The 20,760-nt window shown below is 43.5% G+C and carries 33 protein-coding genes; 14 read left to right on the top strand and 19 right to left on the bottom strand.

The window, feature by feature from the left end; all coding sequences use genetic code 11:
* Positions 1-33: 33 nt before the first annotated feature.
* The gene (locus K6984_RS08705; RefSeq protein WP_221895177.1) at positions 34-180 is read right to left on the bottom strand and encodes a hypothetical protein; all 147 of its coding nucleotides are present in this window, start codon (positions 178-180) and stop codon (positions 34-36) included.
* 12 nt (positions 181-192) lie between these two features.
* Here K6984_RS08705 and K6984_RS08700 point away from each other — a divergent pair, with 12 nt between their 5' ends.
* Entirely contained in the window at positions 193-339 is a 147-nt protein-coding gene (locus tag K6984_RS08700; protein ID WP_221895176.1) for a hypothetical protein, read from the top strand.
* 67 nt (positions 340-406) lie between these two features.
* On the opposite strand, the gene K6984_RS08695 is transcribed toward K6984_RS08700, so the two are convergent.
* A complete protein-coding gene (locus tag K6984_RS08695; protein ID WP_221895175.1) occupies positions 407-640 on the bottom strand; it encodes a hypothetical protein in 234 nt (77 codons plus the stop codon).
* Here K6984_RS08695 and K6984_RS32935 point away from each other — a divergent pair.
* The 3 genes from K6984_RS32935 (at position 618) to K6984_RS08685 (ending at position 1,919) form a co-directional block, all read left to right on the top strand.
* Positions 618-746 (top strand): hypothetical protein, encoded by a 129-nt coding sequence (locus K6984_RS32935; protein WP_263458596.1) that lies wholly within the window; start codon positions 618-620, stop codon positions 744-746. The two genes, K6984_RS08695 and K6984_RS32935, sit on opposite strands and share 23 nt — an antisense overlap.
* 202 nt (positions 747-948) lie before the next feature.
* Positions 949-1,212 carry a hypothetical protein gene (locus K6984_RS08690; protein ID WP_221895174.1) on the top strand — a complete coding sequence of 88 codons (264 nt, stop codon included), beginning with the start codon at positions 949-951 and terminating at the stop codon, positions 1,210-1,212.
* 44 nt (positions 1,213-1,256) lie between these two features.
* Positions 1,257-1,919, top strand: coding sequence for a vWA domain-containing protein (locus tag K6984_RS08685; protein WP_221895173.1), 663 nt, complete (start codon positions 1,257-1,259; stop codon positions 1,917-1,919).
* A gap of 404 nt (positions 1,920-2,323) precedes the next feature.
* Here the strand turns inward: K6984_RS08685 and K6984_RS32930 are convergent, their stop codons facing one another.
* On the bottom strand, positions 2,324-2,449 hold the full coding sequence (locus K6984_RS32930) for a hypothetical protein (RefSeq protein ID WP_263458686.1): 126 nt from the start codon (positions 2,447-2,449) through the stop codon (positions 2,324-2,326).
* 19 nt (positions 2,450-2,468) lie between these two features.
* Here K6984_RS32930 and K6984_RS08680 point away from each other — a divergent pair, with 19 nt between their 5' ends.
* On the top strand, positions 2,469-3,227 hold the full coding sequence (locus K6984_RS08680; protein ID WP_221895172.1) for a choice-of-anchor X domain-containing protein: 759 nt from the start codon (positions 2,469-2,471) through the stop codon (positions 3,225-3,227).
* A 161-nt stretch (positions 3,228-3,388) separates the two neighbouring features.
* Here K6984_RS08680 and K6984_RS08675 read toward each other — a convergent pair whose 3' ends face one another.
* The 6 genes from K6984_RS08675 to K6984_RS08650 all read right to left on the bottom strand — a co-directional run bounded on the left by K6984_RS08675 (position 3,389) and on the right by K6984_RS08650 (position 9,153).
* A complete protein-coding gene (locus tag K6984_RS08675) occupies positions 3,389-3,607 on the bottom strand; it encodes a hypothetical protein (RefSeq protein ID WP_221895171.1) in 219 nt (72 codons plus the stop codon).
* Between the two features lie 216 nt (positions 3,608-3,823).
* Positions 3,824-4,117: a DUF2288 domain-containing protein gene (locus K6984_RS08670; RefSeq protein WP_221895170.1), complete on the bottom strand. Its 294-nt coding sequence runs from the start codon at positions 4,115-4,117 to the stop codon at positions 3,824-3,826.
* Between the two features lie 22 nt (positions 4,118-4,139).
* Positions 4,140-4,955, bottom strand: a complete 816-nt coding sequence (mutM, locus tag K6984_RS08665; protein ID WP_221895169.1) for a bifunctional DNA-formamidopyrimidine glycosylase/DNA-(apurinic or apyrimidinic site) lyase — start codon at positions 4,953-4,955, stop codon at positions 4,140-4,142.
* A 17-nt stretch (positions 4,956-4,972) separates the two neighbouring features.
* On the bottom strand, positions 4,973-5,488 hold the full coding sequence (locus K6984_RS08660) for an adenine phosphoribosyltransferase (RefSeq protein ID WP_221895168.1): 516 nt from the start codon (positions 5,486-5,488) through the stop codon (positions 4,973-4,975).
* Positions 5,488-6,864 carry an FAD-dependent monooxygenase gene (locus tag K6984_RS08655; RefSeq protein ID WP_221895363.1) on the bottom strand — a complete coding sequence of 459 codons (1,377 nt, stop codon included), beginning with the start codon at positions 6,862-6,864 and terminating at the stop codon, positions 5,488-5,490. The genes K6984_RS08660 and K6984_RS08655 overlap by 1 nt, the downstream gene beginning before the upstream one ends.
* Positions 6,865-6,918: 54 nt before the next feature.
* Positions 6,919-9,153, bottom strand: coding sequence for a terpene cyclase/mutase family protein (locus K6984_RS08650; RefSeq protein WP_221895167.1), 2,235 nt, complete (start codon positions 9,151-9,153; stop codon positions 6,919-6,921).
* Positions 9,154-9,385: 232 nt separating this feature from the next.
* Between K6984_RS08650 and K6984_RS08645 the strand changes: the two genes are divergently transcribed.
* Positions 9,386-10,018 (top strand): hypothetical protein, encoded by a 633-nt coding sequence (locus K6984_RS08645; protein ID WP_221895166.1) that lies wholly within the window; start codon positions 9,386-9,388, stop codon positions 10,016-10,018.
* 96 nt (positions 10,019-10,114) lie between these two features.
* On the opposite strand, the gene K6984_RS08640 is transcribed toward K6984_RS08645, so the two are convergent.
* From K6984_RS08640 to K6984_RS08630, 4 genes are read right to left on the bottom strand one after another with little or no spacing between them, the layout of a single operon-like run.
* Complete coding sequence (locus K6984_RS08640) at positions 10,115-11,239, bottom strand: transposase (RefSeq protein ID WP_221895165.1); 1,125 nt, start codon at positions 11,237-11,239, stop codon at positions 10,115-10,117.
* A gap of 5 nt (positions 11,240-11,244) precedes the next feature.
* Entirely contained in the window at positions 11,245-11,424 is a 180-nt protein-coding gene (locus K6984_RS08635) for a hypothetical protein (RefSeq protein WP_221895164.1), read from the bottom strand.
* A 27-nt stretch (positions 11,425-11,451) separates the two neighbouring features.
* Positions 11,452-11,580 carry a hypothetical protein gene (locus K6984_RS32925; RefSeq protein ID WP_263458596.1) on the bottom strand — a complete coding sequence of 43 codons (129 nt, stop codon included), beginning with the start codon at positions 11,578-11,580 and terminating at the stop codon, positions 11,452-11,454.
* Positions 11,529-11,954 (bottom strand): hypothetical protein, encoded by a 426-nt coding sequence (locus K6984_RS08630; RefSeq protein ID WP_221895163.1) that lies wholly within the window; start codon positions 11,952-11,954, stop codon positions 11,529-11,531. Before K6984_RS08630 ends, K6984_RS32925 begins: the two co-directional genes overlap by 52 nt.
* A 498-nt stretch (positions 11,955-12,452) precedes the next feature.
* Here K6984_RS08630 and K6984_RS08625 point away from each other — a divergent pair, with 498 nt between their 5' ends.
* From K6984_RS08625 to lpxK, 5 genes are all read left to right on the top strand, one after another.
* The gene (locus K6984_RS08625; protein ID WP_221894694.1) at positions 12,453-13,226 is read left to right on the top strand and encodes an IS1 family transposase; all 774 of its coding nucleotides are present in this window, start codon (positions 12,453-12,455) and stop codon (positions 13,224-13,226) included.
* A gap of 143 nt (positions 13,227-13,369) precedes the next feature.
* On the top strand, positions 13,370-13,753 hold the full coding sequence (locus K6984_RS08620; protein ID WP_230987988.1) for a transposase: 384 nt from the start codon (positions 13,370-13,372) through the stop codon (positions 13,751-13,753).
* A 9-nt stretch (positions 13,754-13,762) separates the two neighbouring features.
* The gene (locus K6984_RS08615; RefSeq protein WP_230987987.1) at positions 13,763-14,077 is read left to right on the top strand and encodes a transposase; all 315 of its coding nucleotides are present in this window, start codon (positions 13,763-13,765) and stop codon (positions 14,075-14,077) included.
* Positions 14,078-14,103: 26 nt separating this feature from the next.
* The gene (locus K6984_RS08610) at positions 14,104-14,253 is read left to right on the top strand and encodes a hypothetical protein (protein ID WP_221895380.1); all 150 of its coding nucleotides are present in this window, start codon (positions 14,104-14,106) and stop codon (positions 14,251-14,253) included.
* Positions 14,246-15,274: a tetraacyldisaccharide 4'-kinase gene (gene lpxK, locus K6984_RS08605; RefSeq protein WP_338024474.1), complete on the top strand. Its 1,029-nt coding sequence runs from the start codon at positions 14,246-14,248 to the stop codon at positions 15,272-15,274. The genes K6984_RS08610 and lpxK overlap by 8 nt, the downstream gene beginning before the upstream one ends.
* A 32-nt stretch (positions 15,275-15,306) precedes the next feature.
* Here the strand turns inward: lpxK and K6984_RS08600 are convergent, their stop codons facing one another.
* Both K6984_RS08600 and K6984_RS08595 read right to left on the bottom strand, forming a co-directional pair.
* The gene (locus K6984_RS08600) at positions 15,307-15,549 is read right to left on the bottom strand and encodes a DsrH/TusB family sulfur relay protein (protein WP_221895161.1); all 243 of its coding nucleotides are present in this window, start codon (positions 15,547-15,549) and stop codon (positions 15,307-15,309) included.
* On the bottom strand, positions 15,522-15,761 hold the full coding sequence (locus K6984_RS08595; protein ID WP_221895160.1) for a hypothetical protein: 240 nt from the start codon (positions 15,759-15,761) through the stop codon (positions 15,522-15,524). The genes K6984_RS08600 and K6984_RS08595 overlap by 28 nt, the downstream gene beginning before the upstream one ends.
* Positions 15,762-16,008: 247 nt before the next feature.
* On the opposite strand from K6984_RS08595, the gene ubiA reads away from it, so the two are divergent.
* Positions 16,009-16,869, top strand: a complete 861-nt coding sequence (gene ubiA, locus K6984_RS08590) for a 4-hydroxybenzoate octaprenyltransferase (RefSeq protein ID WP_221895361.1) — start codon at positions 16,009-16,011, stop codon at positions 16,867-16,869.
* 111 nt (positions 16,870-16,980) lie between these two features.
* On the opposite strand, the gene K6984_RS08585 is transcribed toward ubiA, so the two are convergent.
* The 4 genes from K6984_RS08585 to K6984_RS08570 all read right to left on the bottom strand — a co-directional run bounded on the left by K6984_RS08585 (position 16,981) and on the right by K6984_RS08570 (position 18,962).
* Complete coding sequence (locus K6984_RS08585) at positions 16,981-17,415, bottom strand: YcgN family cysteine cluster protein (RefSeq protein ID WP_221895159.1); 435 nt, start codon at positions 17,413-17,415, stop codon at positions 16,981-16,983.
* A 64-nt stretch (positions 17,416-17,479) separates the two neighbouring features.
* Complete coding sequence (locus tag K6984_RS08580) at positions 17,480-17,767, bottom strand: hypothetical protein (protein WP_221895158.1); 288 nt, start codon at positions 17,765-17,767, stop codon at positions 17,480-17,482.
* Positions 17,768-17,919: 152 nt separating this feature from the next.
* Positions 17,920-18,825: a transposase gene (locus tag K6984_RS08575; RefSeq protein ID WP_221895157.1), complete on the bottom strand. Its 906-nt coding sequence runs from the start codon at positions 18,823-18,825 to the stop codon at positions 17,920-17,922.
* Entirely contained in the window at positions 18,807-18,962 is a 156-nt protein-coding gene (locus K6984_RS08570; RefSeq protein ID WP_221895156.1) for a hypothetical protein, read from the bottom strand. The genes K6984_RS08575 and K6984_RS08570 overlap by 19 nt, the downstream gene beginning before the upstream one ends.
* Before the next feature lie 12 nt (positions 18,963-18,974).
* On the opposite strand from K6984_RS08570, the gene K6984_RS08565 reads away from it, so the two are divergent.
* Positions 18,975-19,127 carry a hypothetical protein gene (locus K6984_RS08565; protein WP_221895155.1) on the top strand — a complete coding sequence of 51 codons (153 nt, stop codon included), beginning with the start codon at positions 18,975-18,977 and terminating at the stop codon, positions 19,125-19,127.
* A 371-nt stretch (positions 19,128-19,498) separates the two neighbouring features.
* Positions 19,499-20,665 carry a nucleotide sugar dehydrogenase gene (locus tag K6984_RS08560; RefSeq protein ID WP_221895154.1) on the top strand — a complete coding sequence of 389 codons (1,167 nt, stop codon included), beginning with the start codon at positions 19,499-19,501 and terminating at the stop codon, positions 20,663-20,665.
* The last annotated feature ends 95 nt before the right edge of the window (positions 20,666-20,760 follow it).

The following is a 20,760-nucleotide window of genomic DNA, read 5'->3' as shown; positions in this document are numbered from 1 at the left end:
TCGACTAAGATTTTCAGGTCTCTTTTTCGCCCACTATGGAGGCTCAATCGCTGTCAGCCCCGGAAGGGCTGATAGTCTCCAGAAGGCGCAGGGAAATTTGCCAATCCGAAGTGCGCGATAGCGCGCGAGGGAGGCTAAAATTTTATCCCGAATAGCCGTAGAGCCATTTGAGGTAGCCATGACTGAGCTGCTTTGTGCTCAGTCTGTGGCGGACGCAGGGCAGCTGGAGCATCTCCTATTCGCTGCGTAGGTGAACGAATTACGGCGACAGGAGTCCCGAAATTTCGTGAGGTAGCATGGCGCGCCTGTTCCCGACCAATTAACAATAACCACCAATGACCCAAACAATAGTAATCAACTGATCACATTAGGTGGCGAGGGGCATATTCCGAGACCACAATTTGGTTTAGATCCCACACTCGCTGAAAATCATGGAAACGGAGCTTAGCGAAGTGGTGATTTTTAGTCCCTGATAGGCGACAGGGCAATTCGCTGATTCGACGTGTGCTAGTAGCACGCGAGAGGAGCAAGAATTGCATTCCGAATAGCCGTCCAGCCAGTGAGGTAGTAATGACGAAGCGTCTTTTGTGCGTAGTCGTTTCGGGGAGTCGCTATTTTTGCGAAAGCTTGTTTTGGGCATCCCAGCCCAAGCAAGCAGCAAAAACTTAACGCGACCACTTATGCCTCCGGCGGCCCCGATTCGTCCTCGTCACCTCGTCCCGACCCAACAAGGGGTCGGAACATAGGCTCCAAATGACTTGACGCCGTGTCGGATGGCCTTTTATTTTGTCTCCACCTTCGCTAACGCTCAGACTCCGACAAAATAACGGCCCTACGGCTATCGCGGACTAAAAATCTTCACTTCGCTAAAGCTCCGTTTCCAGGATTTTCAGCGGCGGACGCAGGGCGTTCAGGGCATCTCCCATCCGCTGCGTAGGTGAACGAATTATGGCGACAGGAGTCCCGGAATTTCGTGAGGTAGCATGGCGCGCCTGGAGTCCATTGGAATATGGTGAAGTTGAGCAGGGTTATCGTTTTGGTAAGGGAGTGCGTATTACCAACGATGGTGATGCAGACCTGACATTTACGCTGGAGGTTACAGGTAATGAACGTTACGGTTTTACCGATCAAACCGATCAGCCTGGAGTAGGGCAAAGGGGGGGGCGAGAAATTTTACCATTCCTCCCTCTTCTGAGCATATTTACAGAGTAAGCTTTACTGGTACAGCACCGCTTGGCGGCTCCTATACAGGTGACTTGGAGATTACTAATATTAATGATCCTACTGCAGGAAATCGAGATGTTGCTTTGTCCGGAGATGTTATTCAGGGAAAAACGCTTGATGTGGCTATGGTGCTTGATCGTTCATTCAGTATGAATGATCCAGTGACAGGCGGCACTAAGAGTAGTTCACTAAGAAACGCTAGCGAATTGTTTATTAAATTGATGCGACCAGATGTCAATGACCGTATAGCGCTTGTCTCTTATAACACAGAGAGTACATTGATCCAGCCGCGAATAGAGTTGAATATTCAAAATAGACAAACCTTGCTTGATCTTGTCAATCAAACACCAGATCTAAATCCGTCTGGAGAAACCTCCATTGCCGCTGGCCTATTGACAGGGTTTAACGAGCTGAATGATGGTGCCCGTGATGTGAGAGCGGTATTGCTCGTCACTGATGGTAAAGACAATGTTTCTGCTCAAACAGCCAATGGGTCGGTTGATTTAGATACAGTTCAAGTGCCTGCTGGTATTGGTGTGCATTCCGTGGCTTTGGGAAGGGCAGAGGATGTAGATTTTGTTAGGTTAACGAATATTGCTAATACTTCGGGTGGCAGTAGCGTTAATACAGGAAATCTTACGGGATTAAGCCAATTTGATTTAGAGAAATTTTTTCTCCAGGCGGCAACCGCTTAACCCATCTTCGTCACTATTGATGATGTAGTTGTTATAAATCAATTGGTTGAAATTTTAAAAAGTAGCCAGTTGGCACTACAGATTTTGTGTTTTTGTATAAAACGTTGGATTTTTTAGAGTATTTTTGTCGCATGTAAATTACACTCAAATAATGATGATTTTTTTGACAAAAGTCAATGAATTTATCGACAAAAATAATATAAATGGCACTACAAAACTTTCAAAAAAAACACCATTGATTTTAAAGAGAATTTTTCGACAAAAAATCGCTTAAACCGATGAATCAATGGCTTAGAAAGATGAAAGTGACGAAGATGGGTTAAAATCAGGGAAACGGAGCCTAAGCGGAGTGATGATTTTTAGTCCCTGGTAGGCGACAGGGCAATTCGCTGATCCGAAGTGCGCTAGTAGCGCGCGAGGGAGGCAAGAATTGCATTCCGAATAGTCGTCCAGCCATTTGAGGTAGTCTTAACTGAGCAGGGTTTTGTGCGTAGTTGAGACGGACGCAGGGCGACCAGGGCATCTCCCATTCGCTGCGTAGGCGAATGAATGTTGGTGACAGGAGTCCCAGAATTTCGTGAGGTAGCATGGCGCGCCTGTACTATTCTGGGTAATCAAACCGTACTTGCCCCCTTATATACAATCCATCCTGGAGAGACATTTGAAACCCTATTCCCACTGATTCCAGCCGACAAAGAGGTTACCATCGTACTCATCTTCATGCGAGGTGTGTTACTTTATGGAGTCATTGCGCCAGATGGCACAGTCTATCCAAACGAGGCTCCTCCAGCGGGTTTTGGGCAATTGGTGGAAGATTTACCCACCACTCGGATTTTTAAACTGACTTTACCATCGGATCACCCTGAACGCTATAGTGGCACCTGGCATGTGCGCGTGCGGCACGATGGTTACTACTTGAGTTACAATAGAAAAAACGACTCCTTCACCCATGAAAAAAGTAGTAAACCCATTAATTATGCCATAGCTGTTTCAGCGGGTAGTAACTTACGGATGTTTGCTTATGTTGCACCGCAACCAATCTATGTGGGGGATCCGATTCAACTTAATGTGACTTTGGTAGAGGAAGGTGCCCCGGTTCATGGTACTTCTATCGACGTAACGCCAACCTATCCGAACGGTAGTATGGCAAATATCGTTACTTTAAAGGACGATGGTAATCATCACGATGGTGCAGAAAATGACGGTGATTATGGTGGCGTGTTTACACAAACGACCCAATCGGGAGGTTATTCTTTTGCTTATCATGCGTATGGACAAAGTGCCCGTGGAAGGGGAGTTTGTACGTGAACAGGTGTTGGGTAAGGTTGTTCAGCAGCACTCGTAAATCGGGAAAACACCCGATGGAAAACCCAGTGACCCAGCAGTGTACTGGTGGATAATGATTGCTATACTTTTACTGAGCTTGTGGTTTAGTTGGTATAAACGTTCCAAAATAAAACAGCAGCAGACTACATTCGCTGAAAATCATGGAAACGGAGCTTAGCGAAGTGGTGATTTTTAGTCCCTGATAGGCGACAGGGCAATTCGCTGATTCGACGTGTGCTAGCAGCACGCGAGAGGAGCAAGAATTGCATTCCGAATAAGCCGTCCAGCCAGTGAGGTAGTAATGACGAAGCTGCTTTTGTGCGTAGTCGTTGCGGACGCAGGGCGTTCAGGGCATCTCCCATCCGCTGCGTAGGTGAACGAACTATGGCGACAGGAGTCCCGGAATTTCGTGAGGTAGCATGGCGCGCCTGACCGCGTTAGTTGCTATTAGCGCGTAGCGCGCTAAAAATATAAAAGGACATCACAATAGTGTCAGATCTTTATTTTTGCGGCAAAAGTAAAGATCTGAACCTATTGATTCTCTTATCGTCTAGGAGGGGGGGATACTCTATTTTGTGTTAAAACGCTTGAACCAATACCCAGGTCTTAATAACCACAGCCCAAATCAGCGCATCATTTTCTATCCATAATGCAGCCTGCTGGTCAGTTACAAGATGTACTTGCTGGTTTTGCATCCATAACTCTACCTGGGTTTTATCATCTTTGGAAAAAGCATCTGCTACGTCTACTAGATCGAGTTCCGGCTCTACACTAACGGCTAGGCCTTGGGCAAAAAAGCGCTGCAGTTCAGACCAGGGAATTTTGGATGTTTCCTGATTTACTTTTTGTTTACTTAAATCTACTTCAGTCATTGTCGTGTAGTGAGTGTGTGTTTCAGGTTTGACAGTGGGTGCAATAAACTGTGCTTCTTTGTGCCTGTTTGATTTCTATGAGTGGTCGTGCGCATTGTTTGCAGGGTTGTCCCGAGCGGCCATAGGCGCTAAGCTGCAGTTTAAAATATCCCGGTTTGCCATCGCCCCCTACAAAATTACGTAATGTGGTGCCACCTTGTTCAATTGCCTGGTTAAGCGTGTTTTTTATCTGCGCAACCAGAATATTGTAGCGCTTTAAGGAGATATTGCCAGCCGCACGCACAGGGCTTATTCTTGCGTAAAACAGCACTTCTGTGCAATAGATATTGCCCACACCGGTAACAATATTCTGGTTCATTAAAAACTGCTTGATGCTAACTTTTTTCTGTCGGGACTGCTCGTAGAGGTACAATCCGGTTAATTGCTCATTTAATGGTTCGGGGCCTAATTTGCTGAGTAAACGATGTTGAAAGGGTTCTATGCCTAGCCATAAGACTGCGCCAAAGCGTCGTGGATCGGTTAGGCGGATACTCTTATTATGTGCAAACACGATTTCGAAATGATCATGTTTGGCTACTGGCGTTTTTTCAGTGATTACTCGCAGGCTACCAGACATGCCCAAGTGGATTAATAAAGTACCTGTGTCAAAATGGAGTAACAGGTATTTTGCTCTGCGGCTAAGATCTAGAAGAGTGTGCTGTTCTATTAAATCGGGGAGTTCGGCAGGTATAGGCCAGCGCAGTTTAGGCTGACGTATAATCACTTTGCTAACGAGCTGATTTTTAATATGTGGGCTGATGCCACGTAAGGTCGTTTCAACTTCAGGTAATTCGGGCATTACTATGTTGCGATGTGTTAGTAATGTAATAAACTATGTATTTCGTAATTTTCCAGCTTTTCCCGGCCATTGATAAAATCTAATTCGATAATAAAGGCCAGTGCTTCCACAGTCGCGCCTAGTCGCTCCACCAACTCGCAGCTTGCCTTTGCCGTACCGCCTGTTGCGAGTAGGTCATCGATTAATAGAACCCGATCATCTTTATCGAGGGCATCGGCATGAATTTCCAGGCTGGCAGTGCCATATTCCAGGTCATATGAAACACTTTGCGCATCATAAGGCAGTTTCCCTGGTTTTCTTAGAGGAATAAATGGAAGTTTAAGTTCCCAGGCAACCAGTGAGCCGAAAATAAAGCCTCGTGCTTCCATGCCGGCAACGGCAGTGATGTTACGCTCACGAAAAGGCTGGGTTAGTTGTGCTACGGCGAAGCTTAGGGTGGAAGGGTCTTTTACTAATGGTGTGATGTCTTTAAATATAATTCCAGGCTTCGGAAAGTCAGGAATGTCGCGAATTCGGTCTTTTATTCGTTGCATTAGTGCTGGATATTTTTCTTGTAAAATGAGCTAGGGCGAAGTTCATGAACGGCTAATGGCTTGATGATGCAAAAAGCATCTTTAATAATATGAAAAACATTAGCTAGGTTCATTTTGTTTTTCTCGGTCAGATTGATAATGCACAGCCATGCGACACTGAAAAAATGCTTGATTAGCGAAGTAGGGTTTTTGTTAAGACCCGCTAGCAAGGAGATAGGGCCACCTGAATTATCGCCACCTTTACGCAAGTATTCAAATACTCCTTGTTTAAGCAGGTCGTTGGACATTACTCCGTAGAGTGCATTGGCCATAATATTGACATTGGTATTGGCGTGGTATCGATCCTGATAGTATGATTCCAGTTTTTCATGTAACAGTTTAGGGTCATTAAAATCAGGCATTGCCAGCAAATGGGTGCTCAGTAGATAGACATCACTAAAAACAGCAGTCAAGCCCCCGCCGGTAATAGGATGGCGCATGTTTAGGGCGTCGCCTAAGAGTACCGCGCCTTCTCTCAGTACCGGTTTTGCGGGCATATAGTGGTTAGGCATGACTTTAAAATCATTTTCAGCCATCGCGTTGGTAAAGCATTCTTTAAACTCTGCCGGTAAGAATGGCGCGACTTTAGTCAGGACGTGCTTCCGTATATCATCTTTTTTAGGTGCTTTTTCCCCGGGAAAGTCAATCAGTAAGCGTGTCTCAGTGCTGGAAATCGGATAACAGATAAAGGGGGTCGGGGCAGATAAAAAAACGTGGCCATGATTAGGAAAAGGGAGTTCGCAGTCTTTCAATATCAGGCCAATAAAAAACGAAGTCACCGTTTTAACATTATTGCTCAGATCTTTACGAAAGCTGGAAAAGAAACCATCGCTGGTAATAGTCAGTTTTGCCTTGACGGTTTTGAATTCCCTGGTGTGTTTTTCGCGATATTTGACACCTGTGACCACGCCTTTGCTATCTTCCACAAGCTCAGAAACGGTACCGTGAATCTGAGTAACACTCTCGTTGTTTAGTACATCTGCACGAATCTTTTGTAAAAAACGGCCGTTATGTGATCCGACACCATGATAGTTAGTGCTGTCATCTGGATTATATGAAATAGAAAACTGCTTACCATTATTAAATAGTGCGTAACCATAAACGGGTTGCGCATCAAAGCCTTCGAGCAAATGCTCTAGATTCATTTTTTTCAGAGTTTCCACTGCTCCAGGCTGTAAAAGCTCGCCCACGATGCGCCTTTTTTCAGTATATTCTCTATCTATAAGTGCAATTTTAATGCCTTTAGGTGCGAGATATGCGCCAATTGTAGCGCCAGCCATACCGGCACCGACTATACAAATATCAAAAATATCATTATCTTCAGCAAGAGTGTTCATAAGCAATCTTTTTTATGGCTTTAACCATTTAATTTTAATACGAATAACTAAACTTTAATAGCCTTTATGTTGATAAAAGCGATTTAAGGCCCAGATAGGGAAAATATTTCGGTATGAGCTATAAGTAATCATGCAATTATAGTTAAAAACACCTGATATGTTTTCCTGCGGCCAATCGCCATTGTCTAGCTGTCTCTCTAACAGTAAATTTATACCGCGTTGAATCGCTTCTTTATTGTTTTGGGTTGCAGCTTGTAGAGCAAGCAACGCCCAGGCTGTATTAACAACTTGTGACGTTTTCGCCTGCGTGTACACCATATCCGAACACGATTCATAGGTTTCTCCCCAGCCGCCGTCTGACATTTGTTTGTTAAGCAAAAAATCGCAGGCTTTATTAATGCAGTTTAATCTTAGCTCAGGGTCGATAAAATCCTTACCCTGCACTAAAGCTTCTACTGCAAACCAGCTTGCATAGGTAAAGCATACAGCCCAGCCACCATACCATGAACCATCGGCATTTTGCTGCTTAACTACAAATTGCAATCCTCTGCTGATGGCCTGCGGTATCTCCCGGGTTTTATACTCAGGGTAGTGCTCTAGTATTTCAAGCAAAGCAATTACGCAAGCTGAACTACACTCAGTCCACGAGTAATCAATCATGATGTCGGCAAAAATTTCCGATGGATTGAGTTTTTCTAGCCATTTTGGTGAACGGCTTAATTCATAAGTAGGCCAGCCGCCATCCTTGTTTTGAAACGACAGGATCACATCGACAGCTTGTTGTATGCGATGATCGCTAATACCGGATTTAATTAAGCCGGTTTTATGCACGGCTAAGGTCGCACTGATTCCTTCTGCGGTGCAATCCGCAACTGGCCAGCCCTGTTCTGCGGTAGAAAATGGCCAGCTACCGATCATCGGGTGACGGAAAAATTCCTGATGGGTTTCGTGTTCGGCCAGAATCTGCATGTTATCAATAAATTGATAGCTCTTCTTGATGGTTTCTGGGAATAATAGGCCTAAATCACTTTCCAGCATCGCCCGCGTGGTAAAAGCAACATCCCATAATTGTGAGCCATTATAACCGCTCATCTTCATGCCATCTTCAGCTACCCATAAATAGTCATACCAGCGGGCGACGTGCTTTTTGAATTGCTCAGAGTCTTTGCCGTAGGCATGCCAGGTGCAGATGGAGTTAATCGCTTGACTAACCGGACCTATGTCCAGATAGTCAGTCTGCGCATCTTCAGCATTAATATACCGTATTAGATAAGCACTGGTTTTGGCTCGTAACCAGGCAGGATTAAATTTTTCAAAAGTATTAGTAAACAGGTTCATCCATTTTAAAATTGGCGATTGCTTAGTATAGCAATCCTTTTCACAGACTCTGTTTCTCTGTTTCTCCCAGTCTATAGTGTCATAGTCTTCATTATAGATTTCCTTTCTTAAAGATAGAATTAAGTCATCTTCAACTGCCTGAATGCGGTGTGACTGACAATAGGCCATAGGCAAATAGACCATACGGCTGTGGCACCAGTATCTTGACGGGTGTACCGGTAGCCAGGTAGGCAGTAGCCACATTTCCGGGAATAAGCTATTAAAGCCATCCCAGTGGTATAAATTAAGTATAGAAAGGTAAAACTTACCCCAGGATGGAATGCTGGCGGCACCACCATTTTCTTTAATCCAGGCGCTTGCCTTGCGCAATCGTGCATCATCTTTATCAATGCCTAATAGGCGCAGTGAGACATATTGCATAACCGTGCTAAACATGGTCGGCTGTCCTTCGACGTGCATACCCCAGCCGCCATCGCTATGTTGATGGCTGAATAGGTATACCTGCATCATTTCCTGGTGTGGTTTAGGAAATGGCGTGTCTGAAATATAGGCGGTAATCAATAGACCAGGGAGTAAAAATAAAGGACCGCCATAGTCGCCAGGCCAGTGCCCTTCATCGGATTGTAACTGACTAAAGTAGTGCATGCCTTTGATCAGGCTGTCGATTAACGTCTGTTCTTCTGCCGTTTCCACTTTAGGTATGTCGCCACTATAATGATGTCCGTTCTTTTTTATAGCGTGATCTCTGAAAACCTGATCAGCGGATGTAGGGTTTAGTTGACGGTTGTATGCAAAGTCGTCACTAAACGCGTGCAATTCCTGCTCGGAAAAATTATCCGCATGTTTTAAGTGATCATCAATGTTTTGCGAGTCAGCCTTAAATGCCCATACTTGGCGGCCATTTTTGGTGAGTAGTTTCCAATGATCCCAGCTAGATTTATTTTGTGGCATAGCAGTTTTGTTTGAGACCTTGATTTATAGTGGTAGCAATAATAGTCGTTTTAATTATACAACAAGCGCAACAAAATGTGATGTAATTAACACAAAAAAAACAATAGTTTAATTGTTGTATATGATGATAAATATTTATTTATCAATAAGATGTGGTTTTTTTAAAGAAAAAAATACCATTGGTTTATGGTGTAAACTTGAATTGTCGGGTTAAGACCACTATACTCAAAGTATGAAAAAATTAATTTTTGTTGTTTTTTTGCTATTTTATACCCAGTGTGCTTATGCTGACCCCATGCAAGAGAGTGTGGCAAAAATTGAAGCAAGCTGGGTTAATACTAGTGTAGCAGCGCCTGCGCCAGAGCGGAAAAATATGTTTTTACAGCTGGCAGATGATATTAGCAATGTAGTGACGGCCTTTCCAAGGCATGCTGAGCCACTTATTTTAAAGTCAGCTATTTTATTAACCATGGCTGAAGATGCTTCCAGTTTTGTCGCGCTAGGCTTGGTCAAGCAGGCAAAAGAATTATTAGCCAAAGCAATTGTTATTGATCCAAGTGCGCGTGAAGGTTCCGCTCTGGTGACTATGGGTATACTTTATTATAAAGTTCCCGGATGGCCCATTGCTTTTGGTGACGATAAGCAGGCGGAAGCTTATTTATTGCAAGCGCTAGAAGTTAACCCAGATGGTGTGACCAGCAATTACTTTTATGCCGAATTCTTGTTAGAGCAGGGTAAAGACGATCAGGCTGTCAGTTATCTTAACAAGGCCATTGGTGCAACATTAGACCCAAAACATACATCTTTTAAAATCAAGACTAAGCAAAAAGCAAAAGCAAAAGCGGCGTTAGCAAATTTATCCTAATATTCTTGGTCTGCTGCAGCAGCTATTTAGATTTGCTGGATGGAAATATTTGTATGACATTGATAATGAATTTTAAAAATATAACTATTTATTGATCTATCCAACAGTGCTGCACAAACCGTAGGCACTGCTTCCAGTGTCTACTCTGGCGCAATCCTGTGCCGATTTCATATCTCCTGCTTTATTTAACTCGATGTTCAAGTTTTTCCATCCCATTGCCATCAAACTCTTACCTTCCCCAGCAGAACAATACTTTAATGATGCTGTTGGCCCTAAGCGCCCTAAATCTCTGCCAATCATATGTTTTCCTGATGGCATCAGTTGAAACACATCCTTTATTAATTCACCTAACTCTTTCAGCTTATCACCAGGATCTGGAAACTCTAGCAATGACGTGATGAACTCAAGCAGTACATCCATTTGAGACTTGCGCTGTAAGCTTCCTAGGGTATACGCAGGTAGTTTGCTTTCAATGCGGGCTATTTGCTCTGGGTGAAGGAGAAGGCAATGGTCAAACAAAAGACTCAGAATCAGGCCACGGCTTGATCCCTCTTCATCTAATTGTTTGGCCTCACGCCCCCATCCTTCATAAAGCTTCCAGTCCTCAAAGAAAACCTCAATCAGCCATCTCAACGTATAGGCTTGAATAATATCTTGTGTGCGCCAAGTCAGGTCTGTCGCCACTAAATAGCGATAGTCGTTTTCACCGTCATATTTTAAGGCAATGACAAAGCGTTTTTTACTGTGAGAACTCACCTTTAATCGTGCACTGCTGACAGTCACTTTAATCTCTTTGCCGCCACGTACACGTATTATCTGATCAATGCCTTTGTTAATCGAATTAAAGTAGCTCTCGACTGACCTTATTCTACCTCTATATTCAATATTTTGGTTTTTACGTAATTGGCTAATCACCTGCGAGCCTCCAGATTCTTTAGCGGCTTCGTCCATAAAGGCTTTTTCACCATAAAGCGCATCAGCCAGTACGCCTTTAATTTTAATCAGGCTATGCGCAACTTTAAACTCTTTTAATAAGCCTAATGCAATCTCTGTTTTGGTCGGGTAGGCACTGTCACGTTCAGGCTTAATAGGCCGATCTTTTTTTGCTATACCGCTCTTTTTCAACCGTTTATCTTCTTTATCCCACTGCTTTAAGGCTGGATCCGGCATATAAAAGAAAAAACCGACAGGCACTGTAATGGATGAGGTAACTAGCAGCAATAATACTATCGTTTGTCCATTAACATACCCGTCGGAGCCTTTGTGTTTCTGCTTGTAAACCTTCGCTGAAAATCCTGGAAACGGAGCTTTAGCGAAGTGAAGATTTTTAGTCCGCGATAGCCGTAGGGCCGTTGTTTTGTCGGAGTCTGAGCGTTAGCGAAGGTGGAGACAAAATAAAAGGCCATCCGACACGGCGTCAAGTCATTTGGAGCCTATGTTCCGACCCCTTGTTGGGTCGGGACAAGGTGACGAGGACGAATCGGGGCCGCCGGAGGCATAAGTGGTCGCGTTAAGTTTTTGCTGCTTGCTTGGGCTGGGATGCCCAAAACAAGCTTTCGCAAAAATAGCGACTCCCCGAATAAATACGTTTTGTAGACTTAGATCGTGCTCGGTCTGATTCATCAAAGGCCAACACACCTTCAGTAATGCCATAACGTTTTAAAATTAAGACCACACTCACCCGTAGCAACCAGTCCCAGGGTATACTTGCTTTACGAAACACCCAGGATAATGCGGCTACTTTGCAATCTCCAAGGCTTGCTCGCTCAAACTTAGCCCAGCAAACAGAGTTCATTAGCAGTATGCCCGTTAAACAAGTGCCCAACCAAGCGGCTTGAATCCGTGTCAAAGCGGCTCCGGGTTTTAGCTGATTGAGCGCATCATTTAAATCGTCAATATAGCTTTGGATAAAGGTGGCTGGGGCATTCATTAACATGGGCTTACACCGATAAAATTACAACAACCTCAGAATACCTGATTTTACCTTCTCAATATCAAAAACTTGAACATCGAGTTTAAGCAAAAAATCTCAGATATATTTTATATCTGAAGTTTCCTGGTTTTTAAAGCATAAGAATATCAGCTAATGCTTATTTTTCTGAAACATTAGATATTACTAATATTAATGGCATTCCGTTGACTAAAAGCCTTGAATTCTTTTTAAAAACAACAGGTTAATCGTGAATGAGGCCTATTTTTAGTGTATAATGAAAGTTTCTAACACATTGATTATACAAACAAACCGGCCTCATTCATGTTCATTTTACGCGATACTTTACTTCCGCTTCAAGATCATTTTTCCGAAACCACTTTAGGCCGCGAACGAGCCTCTCTGTTCGTTTACACGATCCTGTCCATTATCGGGTAGTGGGTTAAACCTGTGTTTAGCATGAGAGCAATAGAATAAGAAAGTGATTTATTGCATAATTCCCTCATGAAATATTATCAAGAAATCACCTGCCCTAACTGTACTAATTCCAACCTGATGAAATCAGGTAGTAGCGATCGTGGTGTGCAGCGATATCGTTGCCAGACCACAGCTTGCTCAACCAACACCTTCATGTTGGAATATTGTTATAAAGCATGTGAATTTGGAACCAAAGAACACGTTGTCGAAATGGCTATCAATAGTAGTGGCACTCGAGACACGGCTAGGGTTCTTAAAATCAATAAAAATACGGTGACTCGTACTTTAAAAAACAAAGAAAACAGTCTTGTTCAAGTGAACCCTCTTTTTCAGACCTTTGATCAAGGGAAACCATTGGAAGTCAGACTAGAACAGGTCTGCTGTGATGAAGCCGAAATGGATGAACAGTGGTCTTTTGTAGGAAATAAAAGCAATCAACGCTGGCTATGGCATGCTGTTGATCATAAAACCAACACGGTACTCGCTTATGTTTTTGGCAAGCGTAAGGACATTGTTTTCAAAGAATTAAAAGCGTTACTTTTGCCTTTAAATATCAGTCGTTATTACACCGATGACTGGGGCGCTTATGAACGTCATCTCGATGCTGAGAAACATGAAATAGGTAAGAAAAACACCCAAAAAATTGAACGTAAAAACTTGAATTTTAGAGCATGGATAAAACGATTAACTCGTCGAACAATCTGCTTCTCTAAGTTAGAGAAAATGCATGATATTGTGATTGGTCTGTTAATAAATAAGGTGGAATTTGGCAGGGATATTCATGCAAAAACACAGATTTAACCCACTACCCATTATCGTTCCTTTTACGTCATCGGCTGTGAAGCCATTTTTGACCACGCGGCCAAATCGAATCAAAGCAAATATCCATGGGCACAAAATATTGTATCGGTAGGGTTGCTGAAACAGGTCAAAGGTCGCTGGGCGTGCTTATTTTTAGATTTCCGATTTTATCTCCCCTTAAAAACAATTCAGGCAAAAAAGAAACCGCCACGATAAGAGGTGATGTCGTTCCTTTCCAGACCAAGATGGCTCAGGCGGCTCAAATGCTGATTGCAATTGCAGAACATTTTTCCACCGCTCCGATATTGACAGTCACTGATAGCTGGTTTGGCAACAATGGCCTATGGAAGCCTGTTTACAAAGCTATCGGAAGCCGGTTTAATATTCTCTCTAGGTTAAGGTGCAATAATGTACTGTACGATCGTCCAGAAAAAAGAAAACCCAAGCAAAGGGGGCGGAATAAAAAGTACGGGCAGCGTCTAGGGTCAGCCACAGACATGGCAAAAACAGTACAACAAAAGGCCTGATCGTATGCCGTGAATCTCTATGGAAAACAGCGTGAAGTCAGGGCTTATAGTCGCGTTGTCATGCTGAAAACATTGAAACGACCCGTTCAGGTTGTCTGGGTGTTTCGTCGCACACAGTGGATTGCTTTGTTTACGACCGATCTAAGTTTATCCGTCACACAGATTATTGAGTATTATGGTGCGCGATGGAAAATCGAATCCGGGTTCAAAGAGCTCAAGCAAGACATAGGGAGTCAGAAAAGTCAGTGTCGAAATGCGCAGGCAGTGACCAACCATTTGAACTTCTGTATGATGGCAACAACGCTGACGTTCCGGATCGTTTAAAAACCGATCCGGAACGTCGGCACAAAGTGAAGGGGCGAGCCAGTTTCGCCTTTTCAGATATCCGCCGCATCATTGCCGAAGCGGCTTTGGATCCGGATTTTGAAAGGGTTTGCCCCAAATACAGCAGCTCCTCTGTAAATTCGGTGGTAGCCGTTTTATTGCGAATGGTTGCTTGATGAATTTCTAAGAAACTTCAGCAGGAATAATATGAAGGAATTAATTGCTAAATTTGTCAATGAAGTCTGGTATAAAGATCATTTTATTGGCACCTGGCTTATGCCTTTTTCTTTTATATTTACAGATGTGGCAAAGTTCCGGCGCTGGATGTATAAAAAAGGCTATAAGTCGGTAGAAAAACTGCCAGTACCCGTTATTATTGTGGGCAATATTACCCTGGGGGGCACGGGCAAGACACCGCTGGTCATATATCTGGTTGAAAAGTTAAAGGCGGCGGGATTTAAGCCTGGAGTGATTAGTCGTGGCTATGGCGGGAAATCTGAAACCTGGCCGCTTAGAGTCACCGCAGAGAGTGATGCCGCACTTATTGGCGATGAACCCTTGTTGATTGCTCAGCAGGCAGATTGCCCGGTAGCAGTAGGACCTGTTCGAGCAGACTCAGCCAGCTTATTACTGGAAGAGGGTGCGATAGATGTGATTATTTCCGATGATGGCCTGCAGCATTATGCATTGCATAGAGATATAGAAATCATTGTAATTGATGGCGTGCGCCGCTTTGGTAATAACTTTTGCTTACCCTCGGGACCTTTACGCGAACCTCAGGAGCGCACTCAGGAAGTTGATTTTGTTGTATGCAATGGCTGCGAGCCGGAAGAAAATGAAATTCTGATGCAATTAGACGGGATGGATGCCATTAATCTGAAAACTCAGGAGCGTAAACCCCTGGCTGAATTTAGCGCGATGAAGTGTCATGCTATTGCGGGTATTGGTAATCCGGAGCGCTTTTTTGATTTACTGGAAAAGCAGGGGGGCAAGTGCCAAACGCATGCTTTTCCAGACCACTATGCATTTGCCGCAAAAGATATTAGCTTTAAATCAGCACAAGCTATTTTTATGACCGAAAAGGATGCTGTTAAGTGCCGCTCATTTGCATCTGCACAACACTGGTATGTCCCAGTAAAGGCAACAGTGGATAGTAACTTTATAGAAAAGCTGATTGCTTTATTGAGAACAAAATAACTCTGACACGGTCATTCTCATCAGGCTTTAGATTAATTACACGATCGCATGGCAATGTTTTGGGCAAGATATTCTTGATATTCGTCTGCACTATCAATAATGGCTACGCCGCGGATTAGTTCACGGTTTGAGATGTTGCGTAGTGATAAATCGGTTTTGCTAACGCACAGGTTGAGGTGGGCAAGAGCCCTCTTGGTCAGCGATGACTTGATATTTTCTTGTTTAGCAGCATAGACAGCATTATCTTTTAAGATAATTGTGTCGCCTGAGTGCATTCGCTGAAAATCATGGAAACGGAGCTTAGCGAAGTGGTGATTTTTAGTCCCTGATAGGCGACAGGGCAATTCGCTGATTCGACGTGTGCTAGCAGCACGCGAGAGGAGCAAGAATTGCATTCCGAATAGCCGTCCAGCCAGTGAGGTAGTAATGACGAAGCGGCTTTTGTGCGTAGTCGTTGCGGACGCAGGGCATTCAGGGCATCTCCCATCCGCTGCGTAGGTGAACGAATTATGGCGACAGGAGTCCCGGAATTTCGTGAGGTAGCATGGCGCGCCTGTTGTTAAGGTAGAAATTTCACATTAAATAGTTGTGATAAGCTTATAAAATATAAAGGTTAAAATTAATAATAGTACACTTTAATTGACTTCCCAAATAGTTTATTAAAATTTAATGTAATTTATTAGGTTAATATGGTTAAGTAATTGAATTTATTAAGAATAGATATTGCTGTGAATATGGAAAAAATCATCGACAGGGCGCAACAATACTGGATATTAGCGCGCTTTGATAAGCCGATTGGGATATTGATTTTATTATGGCCTGCTTTATGGGCGCTATGGATAGCAAGTTCAGGTCAGCCGGATATGCTGGTATTGACAGTTATTTGCTGCGGTGTGGTATTAATGCGTGCCGCAGGCTGTGTGATTAATGATTATGCTGACCGGGACTTTGACCCACATGTAGAGCGCACAAAATTACGGCCGATTGCTGCCGGTAAAGTTAGGCCTAAAGAAGCGCTGGTCGTGTTTGCGCTACTTTGCTTAACTGCCTTTACATTGGTGTTATTGCTTAATCCTTACACTATCATGCTGTCTTTTGGTGGCGCATTTCTGGCGGCGAGTTATCCGTTTATGAAGCGCTATACCCAGCTGCCTCAGGCCTATCTTGGCATCGCCTTTGGCTGGGCGGTACCTATGTCGTTTGCCGCGCAAAGCAATGAGATTCCAGCAGTTGCATGGGTGCTGTATCTGGCGGTAGTGCTCTGGGCGCTGGTCTATGACACCATGTACGCCATGGTGGATAAAGAAGATGATCTGAAAATTGGGGTTAAGTCTACAGCGATATTATTTGGCAATAAAGATCGTGAAATCATGGCAGGATTACAAATAATCATCCTGCTATTATTGATACTAGTTGGCAGTATGCAGGGTCTATCCTGGATATACTATGTCGCCTTATTCTGTGCCAGTGGCTTTTTTATCTATCAGCAAAAACTGATTTTTTGCCGTGATAAGGCCGATTGCTTTAAAGCCTTTTTAAATAGTAACTGGTTTGGTTTTACAATTTTTGTGGGTTTGGTGCTGGAATATATGTAACGTATAGCCGTATTACTCGATGTTTATTTAGATTCAGAGAGCATTAATTAAATAGTGATCTAGTGCAGCACTTGTTCAATATGTAATACAAGAATAGCATAAGCAAAAAGTTTATGCGATTGGCAGCCATTCAATAATATGTTCTTCCAGGTCATCAACCTGGGACTCTTTTATTGCGTAGCTGCTAATAGAAACACCTGCTTCTTTAACGCTTTCCGGTGTGCTTGAAATTAATGGGTGCCAGTTAGGTAACGGCTTGCCATCGCTTAGCAGGCGGTACGCGCAAGTGTCCGGGAGCCAGGTGTATTCAGAGAAGTCATGCTGCTTTAAATCAATGCAGCCTGGCACTCGTGTTGTGCGTTCTGAGTAACGGGTGCAGCGACAGGTATCCAGGTTGATTAAATCGCAGACGACACTGGTAAAATATATCTGCCCACTGGCTTCATCCTCTAGTTTATTTAGACAACATTTAGCGCAGCCATCACATAGGGATTCCCATTCGGCAGTTGTCATTTCTGATAATGTTTTGGTTTCCCAGAATTTCATAGCAGCTTGTTTGCGCAGGAATACGCGTTTATTGATTTGCAAAGTCGTTTTATCGGTACGGCTATTATAACATGGCTATGGATAGCATCAGTGTTCCCCTATCAATTGAGGCCGTGAAACTAACTTTGCCACAAGAGAGTTCATAAAGCACTGTAAAGACATTCCTGTTATTATTGCGTTTTGAACTGCCCGAATGGTATACGAGCTGATACGAGATATTCTTGCCTAGAAAAATACAGGCGCGCCATGCTACCTCACGAAATTCCGGGACTCCTGTCGCCGTAATTCGTTCACCTACGCAGCGAATAGGAGATGCTCCAGCCGCCCTGCGTCCGCCACAGACTGAGCACAAAGCAGCTCAGTCATGGCTACCACAAATGGCTCTACGGCTATTCGGGATAAAATTTTAGCCTCCCTCGCGCGCTATCGCGCACTTCGGATTGGCAAATTTCCCTGCGCCTTCTGGAGACTATCAGCCCGTCCGGGGCTGACAGCGTTGGAAGATCAAGCTTTAGTTTCCTTGAAATTACTTTTAGTGTTATTGAATGTCTTTTCAATCGTCCATCGCTTGAAATACAGCATGGCAATGGTTCCAGGGTTAATAGTCATTGGCAAGGTTGTCACAAACCGGTGAAGTTTTCCGGTTTCTGGATCACGGTAATCCACCACGTTAAATTTGATGCCCTTGTTTTCGTACACACTGTATGCTTCAACTCCTGTATTGATCTCATGCTGGGAGTCAAAAGGGATAGACTCAACCAGAGTCGCAATTGAATTTTCTTTTAGCATTGAAATCATGTAATTAGCATGTCGTTTCTGCCGATCCCACCAGACAAAGTCGGTGACGGCTTTATCGTAGACATAGAGATGTTTCTGAGAGCTGTTATTTCCCTTGTTTTGCTTTTCAATATGATCTCGTAACACAGGTATTTCTTGATGCCTCTGAGTTCCGTTTGTCACCAGACAAAGAAATCTGAGCAACCCACTTCTGAGATTCAACGCGTAAATCCCCCCGGCCGCATAAACTTTCCCCTTGCTGTTTTTTTCAGTATGGCAGGCATGATCAATAAAATGTCCATCCGCTGCTTCTATGGTGTATTCGTCAAGTTCCGGGAATGCTTTAAGATAATCAATGCCTTGCGATAGCAGTGTTTCAGCGTGAAGATGATAGCCCTGCTGTTCAAATGCCTCAAGCATACTTGTTCGTCTATGCGACTTCAGTGATTTAAAATACGTTGAGTGGGGAAGCAGCTGGCCATAAATCTGTTCATTGGTTTGGAGGAAATGGCGACCACTATCGACTACACTGATACAGCGTAATAACCCAAGGCGAATAAAGTCGATATCCTTCAACTCTGGGCATGAACGAGCCCACAAAGGATGACGCTCTACTAACAGGGCACGTTCCATACTTTCGCTGTCAGCCCCGGACGGGCTGATAGTCTCCAGAAGGCGCAGGGAAATTTGCCAATCCGAAGTGCGCGATAGCGCGCGAGGGAGGCTAAAATTTTATCCCGAATAGCCGTAGAGCCATTTGTGGTAGCCATGACTGAGCTGCTTTGTACTCAGTCTGTGGCGGACGCAGGGCGGCTGGAGCATCTCCTATTCGCTGCGTAGGTGAACGAATTACGGCGACAGGAGTCCCGGAATTTCGTGAGGTAGCATGGCGCGCCTGCATTGCAGTGTTGGTGAATATGTTCAGAGAGCGGTAGGTCTTTAAGCATGGGTGATATCCGTTTATGAGGTGATTAAAACGGAAATTTTTAGAAAGATTCTTTCGGCAATTGCAAGCTTTATTTGAAATTATTTGTTGTTTTTTTACGGTGCCTACAGAGTGTCTATTTGCTGTTATAAGTGATTAAAATCAAAAAGATGGAAATATTCGAGTGGTGCTACCTTCAGGTAGGTTATAGGCTGCTTTGTTTAGGTACTTCTTCTTTCAATGGGAACACTGATGATGGATAGAGTAATTTGTTTGGCTGTATCAGGTGATTTATCCAGACGATGCTCATATAATAAGCGCTATAAATAATTAGAGCGCATTCGACTATGCTCTTAGCGTGAATAAAATCAGGATAAAAAAATGAAAATCGCCATTGCAGGAACTGGGTATGTAGGCTTGTCAAACGCAATGCTACTCGCACAAAATCATGAAGTTGTTGCAGTAGATATTATTCCCGAGAAAATTAACTTACTGAATGCGAAAAAGTCACCGATCGTTGATACTGAAATTGACGATTTTTTGCAGAATAAACCGCTTAATTTTAGCGCGACTCTGGATAAACACGCTGCTTATAAAAATGCAGATTTTGTAATTATTGCCACGCCGACAGATTATGATATTGAAACCAATTATTTCAATACTCAATCTGTAGAATCAGTGATTAAAGATGTGATGCAGATAAATCCAGATGCGGTAATGGTGATTAAGTCAACGGTTCCGGTAGGGTATTGTGCTCAAATTAAACAGCAGCTAGGCTGTGATAATATTATTTTTTCACCAGAATTCCTAAGAGAAGGGCGGGCTTTATACGATAATCTTTACCCTTCGCGCATTATCGTTGGCGAGCAATCTGAGCGAGCCGAGCAGTTTGCGGGTTTATTAGTAGAAGGCGCGCTTAAAGAAGATATCGATGTATTGTTTGCCGACTCTACTGAAGCCGAGGCGGTTAAATTATTCTCCAACACTTATTTGGCAATGCGGGTTGCTTATTTTAATGAGTTAGACAGTTATGCTGAAACGCATGGCCTGAATACCCGGAAAATCATTCAGGGCGTAGGGCTGGATCCGCGTATTGGCAGTCATTATAACAACCCTTCATTTGGCTATGGTGGCTATTGCCTGCCTAAAGATACCAAGCAGTTGAGGGCTAATTATCAAAATGTTCCAAATAGTTTGATAAGCTCAATTGTGGATGCAAATAGCAAGCGCAAAGACTTTATTGCCGATTCAATTATTAAGTGTAATCCCAAGATCGTGGGTATTTACCGCTTAATTATGAAAAGTGGCTCGGATAATTTTCGCGCCTCTTCTGTACAGGGAATTATGAAGCGCATTAAAGCGAAGGGCATAGACGTGATCGTTTATGAGCCGGTATTTGAGGAGGATGAATTTTTTAATTCTAAAGTGATTAATGATTTAGCCGAGTTTAAGCGCAAGGCAGACGTAGTGGTTGCCAATCGTCTTGCGGATGAGCTTAAGGATATAGAGGATAAGGTTTATACGCGTGACTTGTTTGGTAATGATTAATTTCATTTATAAAGATTGCGCTAGATAAGGTAAAATGGAAAATTTTTGCCAGACTCACATTGCCTGGTCTAAACAGTTATCAAACGAGAATTTTA

The organism is Bathymodiolus japonicus methanotrophic gill symbiont, assembly GCF_019721995.1.
GTDB lineage: Bacteria > Pseudomonadota > Gammaproteobacteria > Methylococcales > Methylomonadaceae > Methyloprofundus.
This window is presented reverse-complemented; position numbering and strand designations above follow the sequence as displayed.

Bases quoted from the DNA above. Each gene is read 5' to 3' on its own strand.
- K6984_RS08705 (WP_221895177.1), bottom strand. From the start codon at position 180: ATGGCTACCTCAAATGGCTCTACGGCTATTCGGGATAAAATTTTAGCC.
- K6984_RS08695 (WP_221895175.1), bottom strand. From the start codon at position 640: ATGCCCAAAACAAGCTTTCGCAAAAATAGCGACTCCCCGAAACGACTA.
- K6984_RS08690 (WP_221895174.1), top strand. From the start codon at position 949: ATGGCGACAGGAGTCCCGGAATTTCGTGAGGTAGCATGGCGCGCCTGG.
- K6984_RS32930 (WP_263458686.1), bottom strand. From the start codon at position 2,449: ATGGGAGATGCCCTGGTCGCCCTGCGTCCGTCTCAACTACGCACAAAA.
- K6984_RS08680 (WP_221895172.1), top strand. From the start codon at position 2,469: ATGTTGGTGACAGGAGTCCCAGAATTTCGTGAGGTAGCATGGCGCGCC.
- K6984_RS08675 (WP_221895171.1), bottom strand. From the start codon at position 3,607: ATGGGAGATGCCCTGAACGCCCTGCGTCCGCAACGACTACGCACAAAA.
- K6984_RS08670 (WP_221895170.1), bottom strand. From the start codon at position 4,117: ATGACTGAAGTAGATTTAAGTAAACAAAAAGTAAATCAGGAAACATCC.
- mutM (WP_221895169.1), bottom strand. From the start codon at position 4,955: ATGCCCGAATTACCTGAAGTTGAAACGACCTTACGTGGCATCAGCCCA.
- K6984_RS08660 (WP_221895168.1), bottom strand. From the start codon at position 5,488: ATGCAACGAATAAAAGACCGAATTCGCGACATTCCTGACTTTCCGAAG.
- K6984_RS08655 (WP_221895363.1), bottom strand. From the start codon at position 6,864: ATGAACACTCTTGCTGAAGATAATGATATTTTTGATATTTGTATAGTC.
- K6984_RS08650 (WP_221895167.1), bottom strand. From the start codon at position 9,153: ATGCCACAAAATAAATCTAGCTGGGATCATTGGAAACTACTCACCAAA.
- K6984_RS08645 (WP_221895166.1), top strand. From the start codon at position 9,386: ATGAAAAAATTAATTTTTGTTGTTTTTTTGCTATTTTATACCCAGTGT.
- K6984_RS08635 (WP_221895164.1), bottom strand. From the start codon at position 11,424: ATGGCCTTTTATTTTGTCTCCACCTTCGCTAACGCTCAGACTCCGACA.
- K6984_RS08630 (WP_221895163.1), bottom strand. From the start codon at position 11,954: ATGTTAATGAATGCCCCAGCCACCTTTATCCAAAGCTATATTGACGAT.
- K6984_RS08625 (WP_221894694.1), top strand. From the start codon at position 12,453: ATGAAATATTATCAAGAAATCACCTGCCCTAACTGTACTAATTCCAAC.
- K6984_RS08600 (WP_221895161.1), bottom strand. From the start codon at position 15,549: ATGCACTCAGGCGACACAATTATCTTAAAAGATAATGCTGTCTATGCT.
- K6984_RS08595 (WP_221895160.1), bottom strand. From the start codon at position 15,761: ATGGGAGATGCCCTGAATGCCCTGCGTCCGCAACGACTACGCACAAAA.
- ubiA (WP_221895361.1), top strand. From the start codon at position 16,009: ATGGAAAAAATCATCGACAGGGCGCAACAATACTGGATATTAGCGCGC.
- K6984_RS08585 (WP_221895159.1), bottom strand. From the start codon at position 17,415: ATGAAATTCTGGGAAACCAAAACATTATCAGAAATGACAACTGCCGAA.
- K6984_RS08575 (WP_221895157.1), bottom strand. From the start codon at position 18,825: ATGGAACGTGCCCTGTTAGTAGAGCGTCATCCTTTGTGGGCTCGTTCA.
- K6984_RS08570 (WP_221895156.1), bottom strand. From the start codon at position 18,962: ATGGCTACCACAAATGGCTCTACGGCTATTCGGGATAAAATTTTAGCC.
- K6984_RS08560 (WP_221895154.1), top strand. From the start codon at position 19,499: ATGAAAATCGCCATTGCAGGAACTGGGTATGTAGGCTTGTCAAACGCA.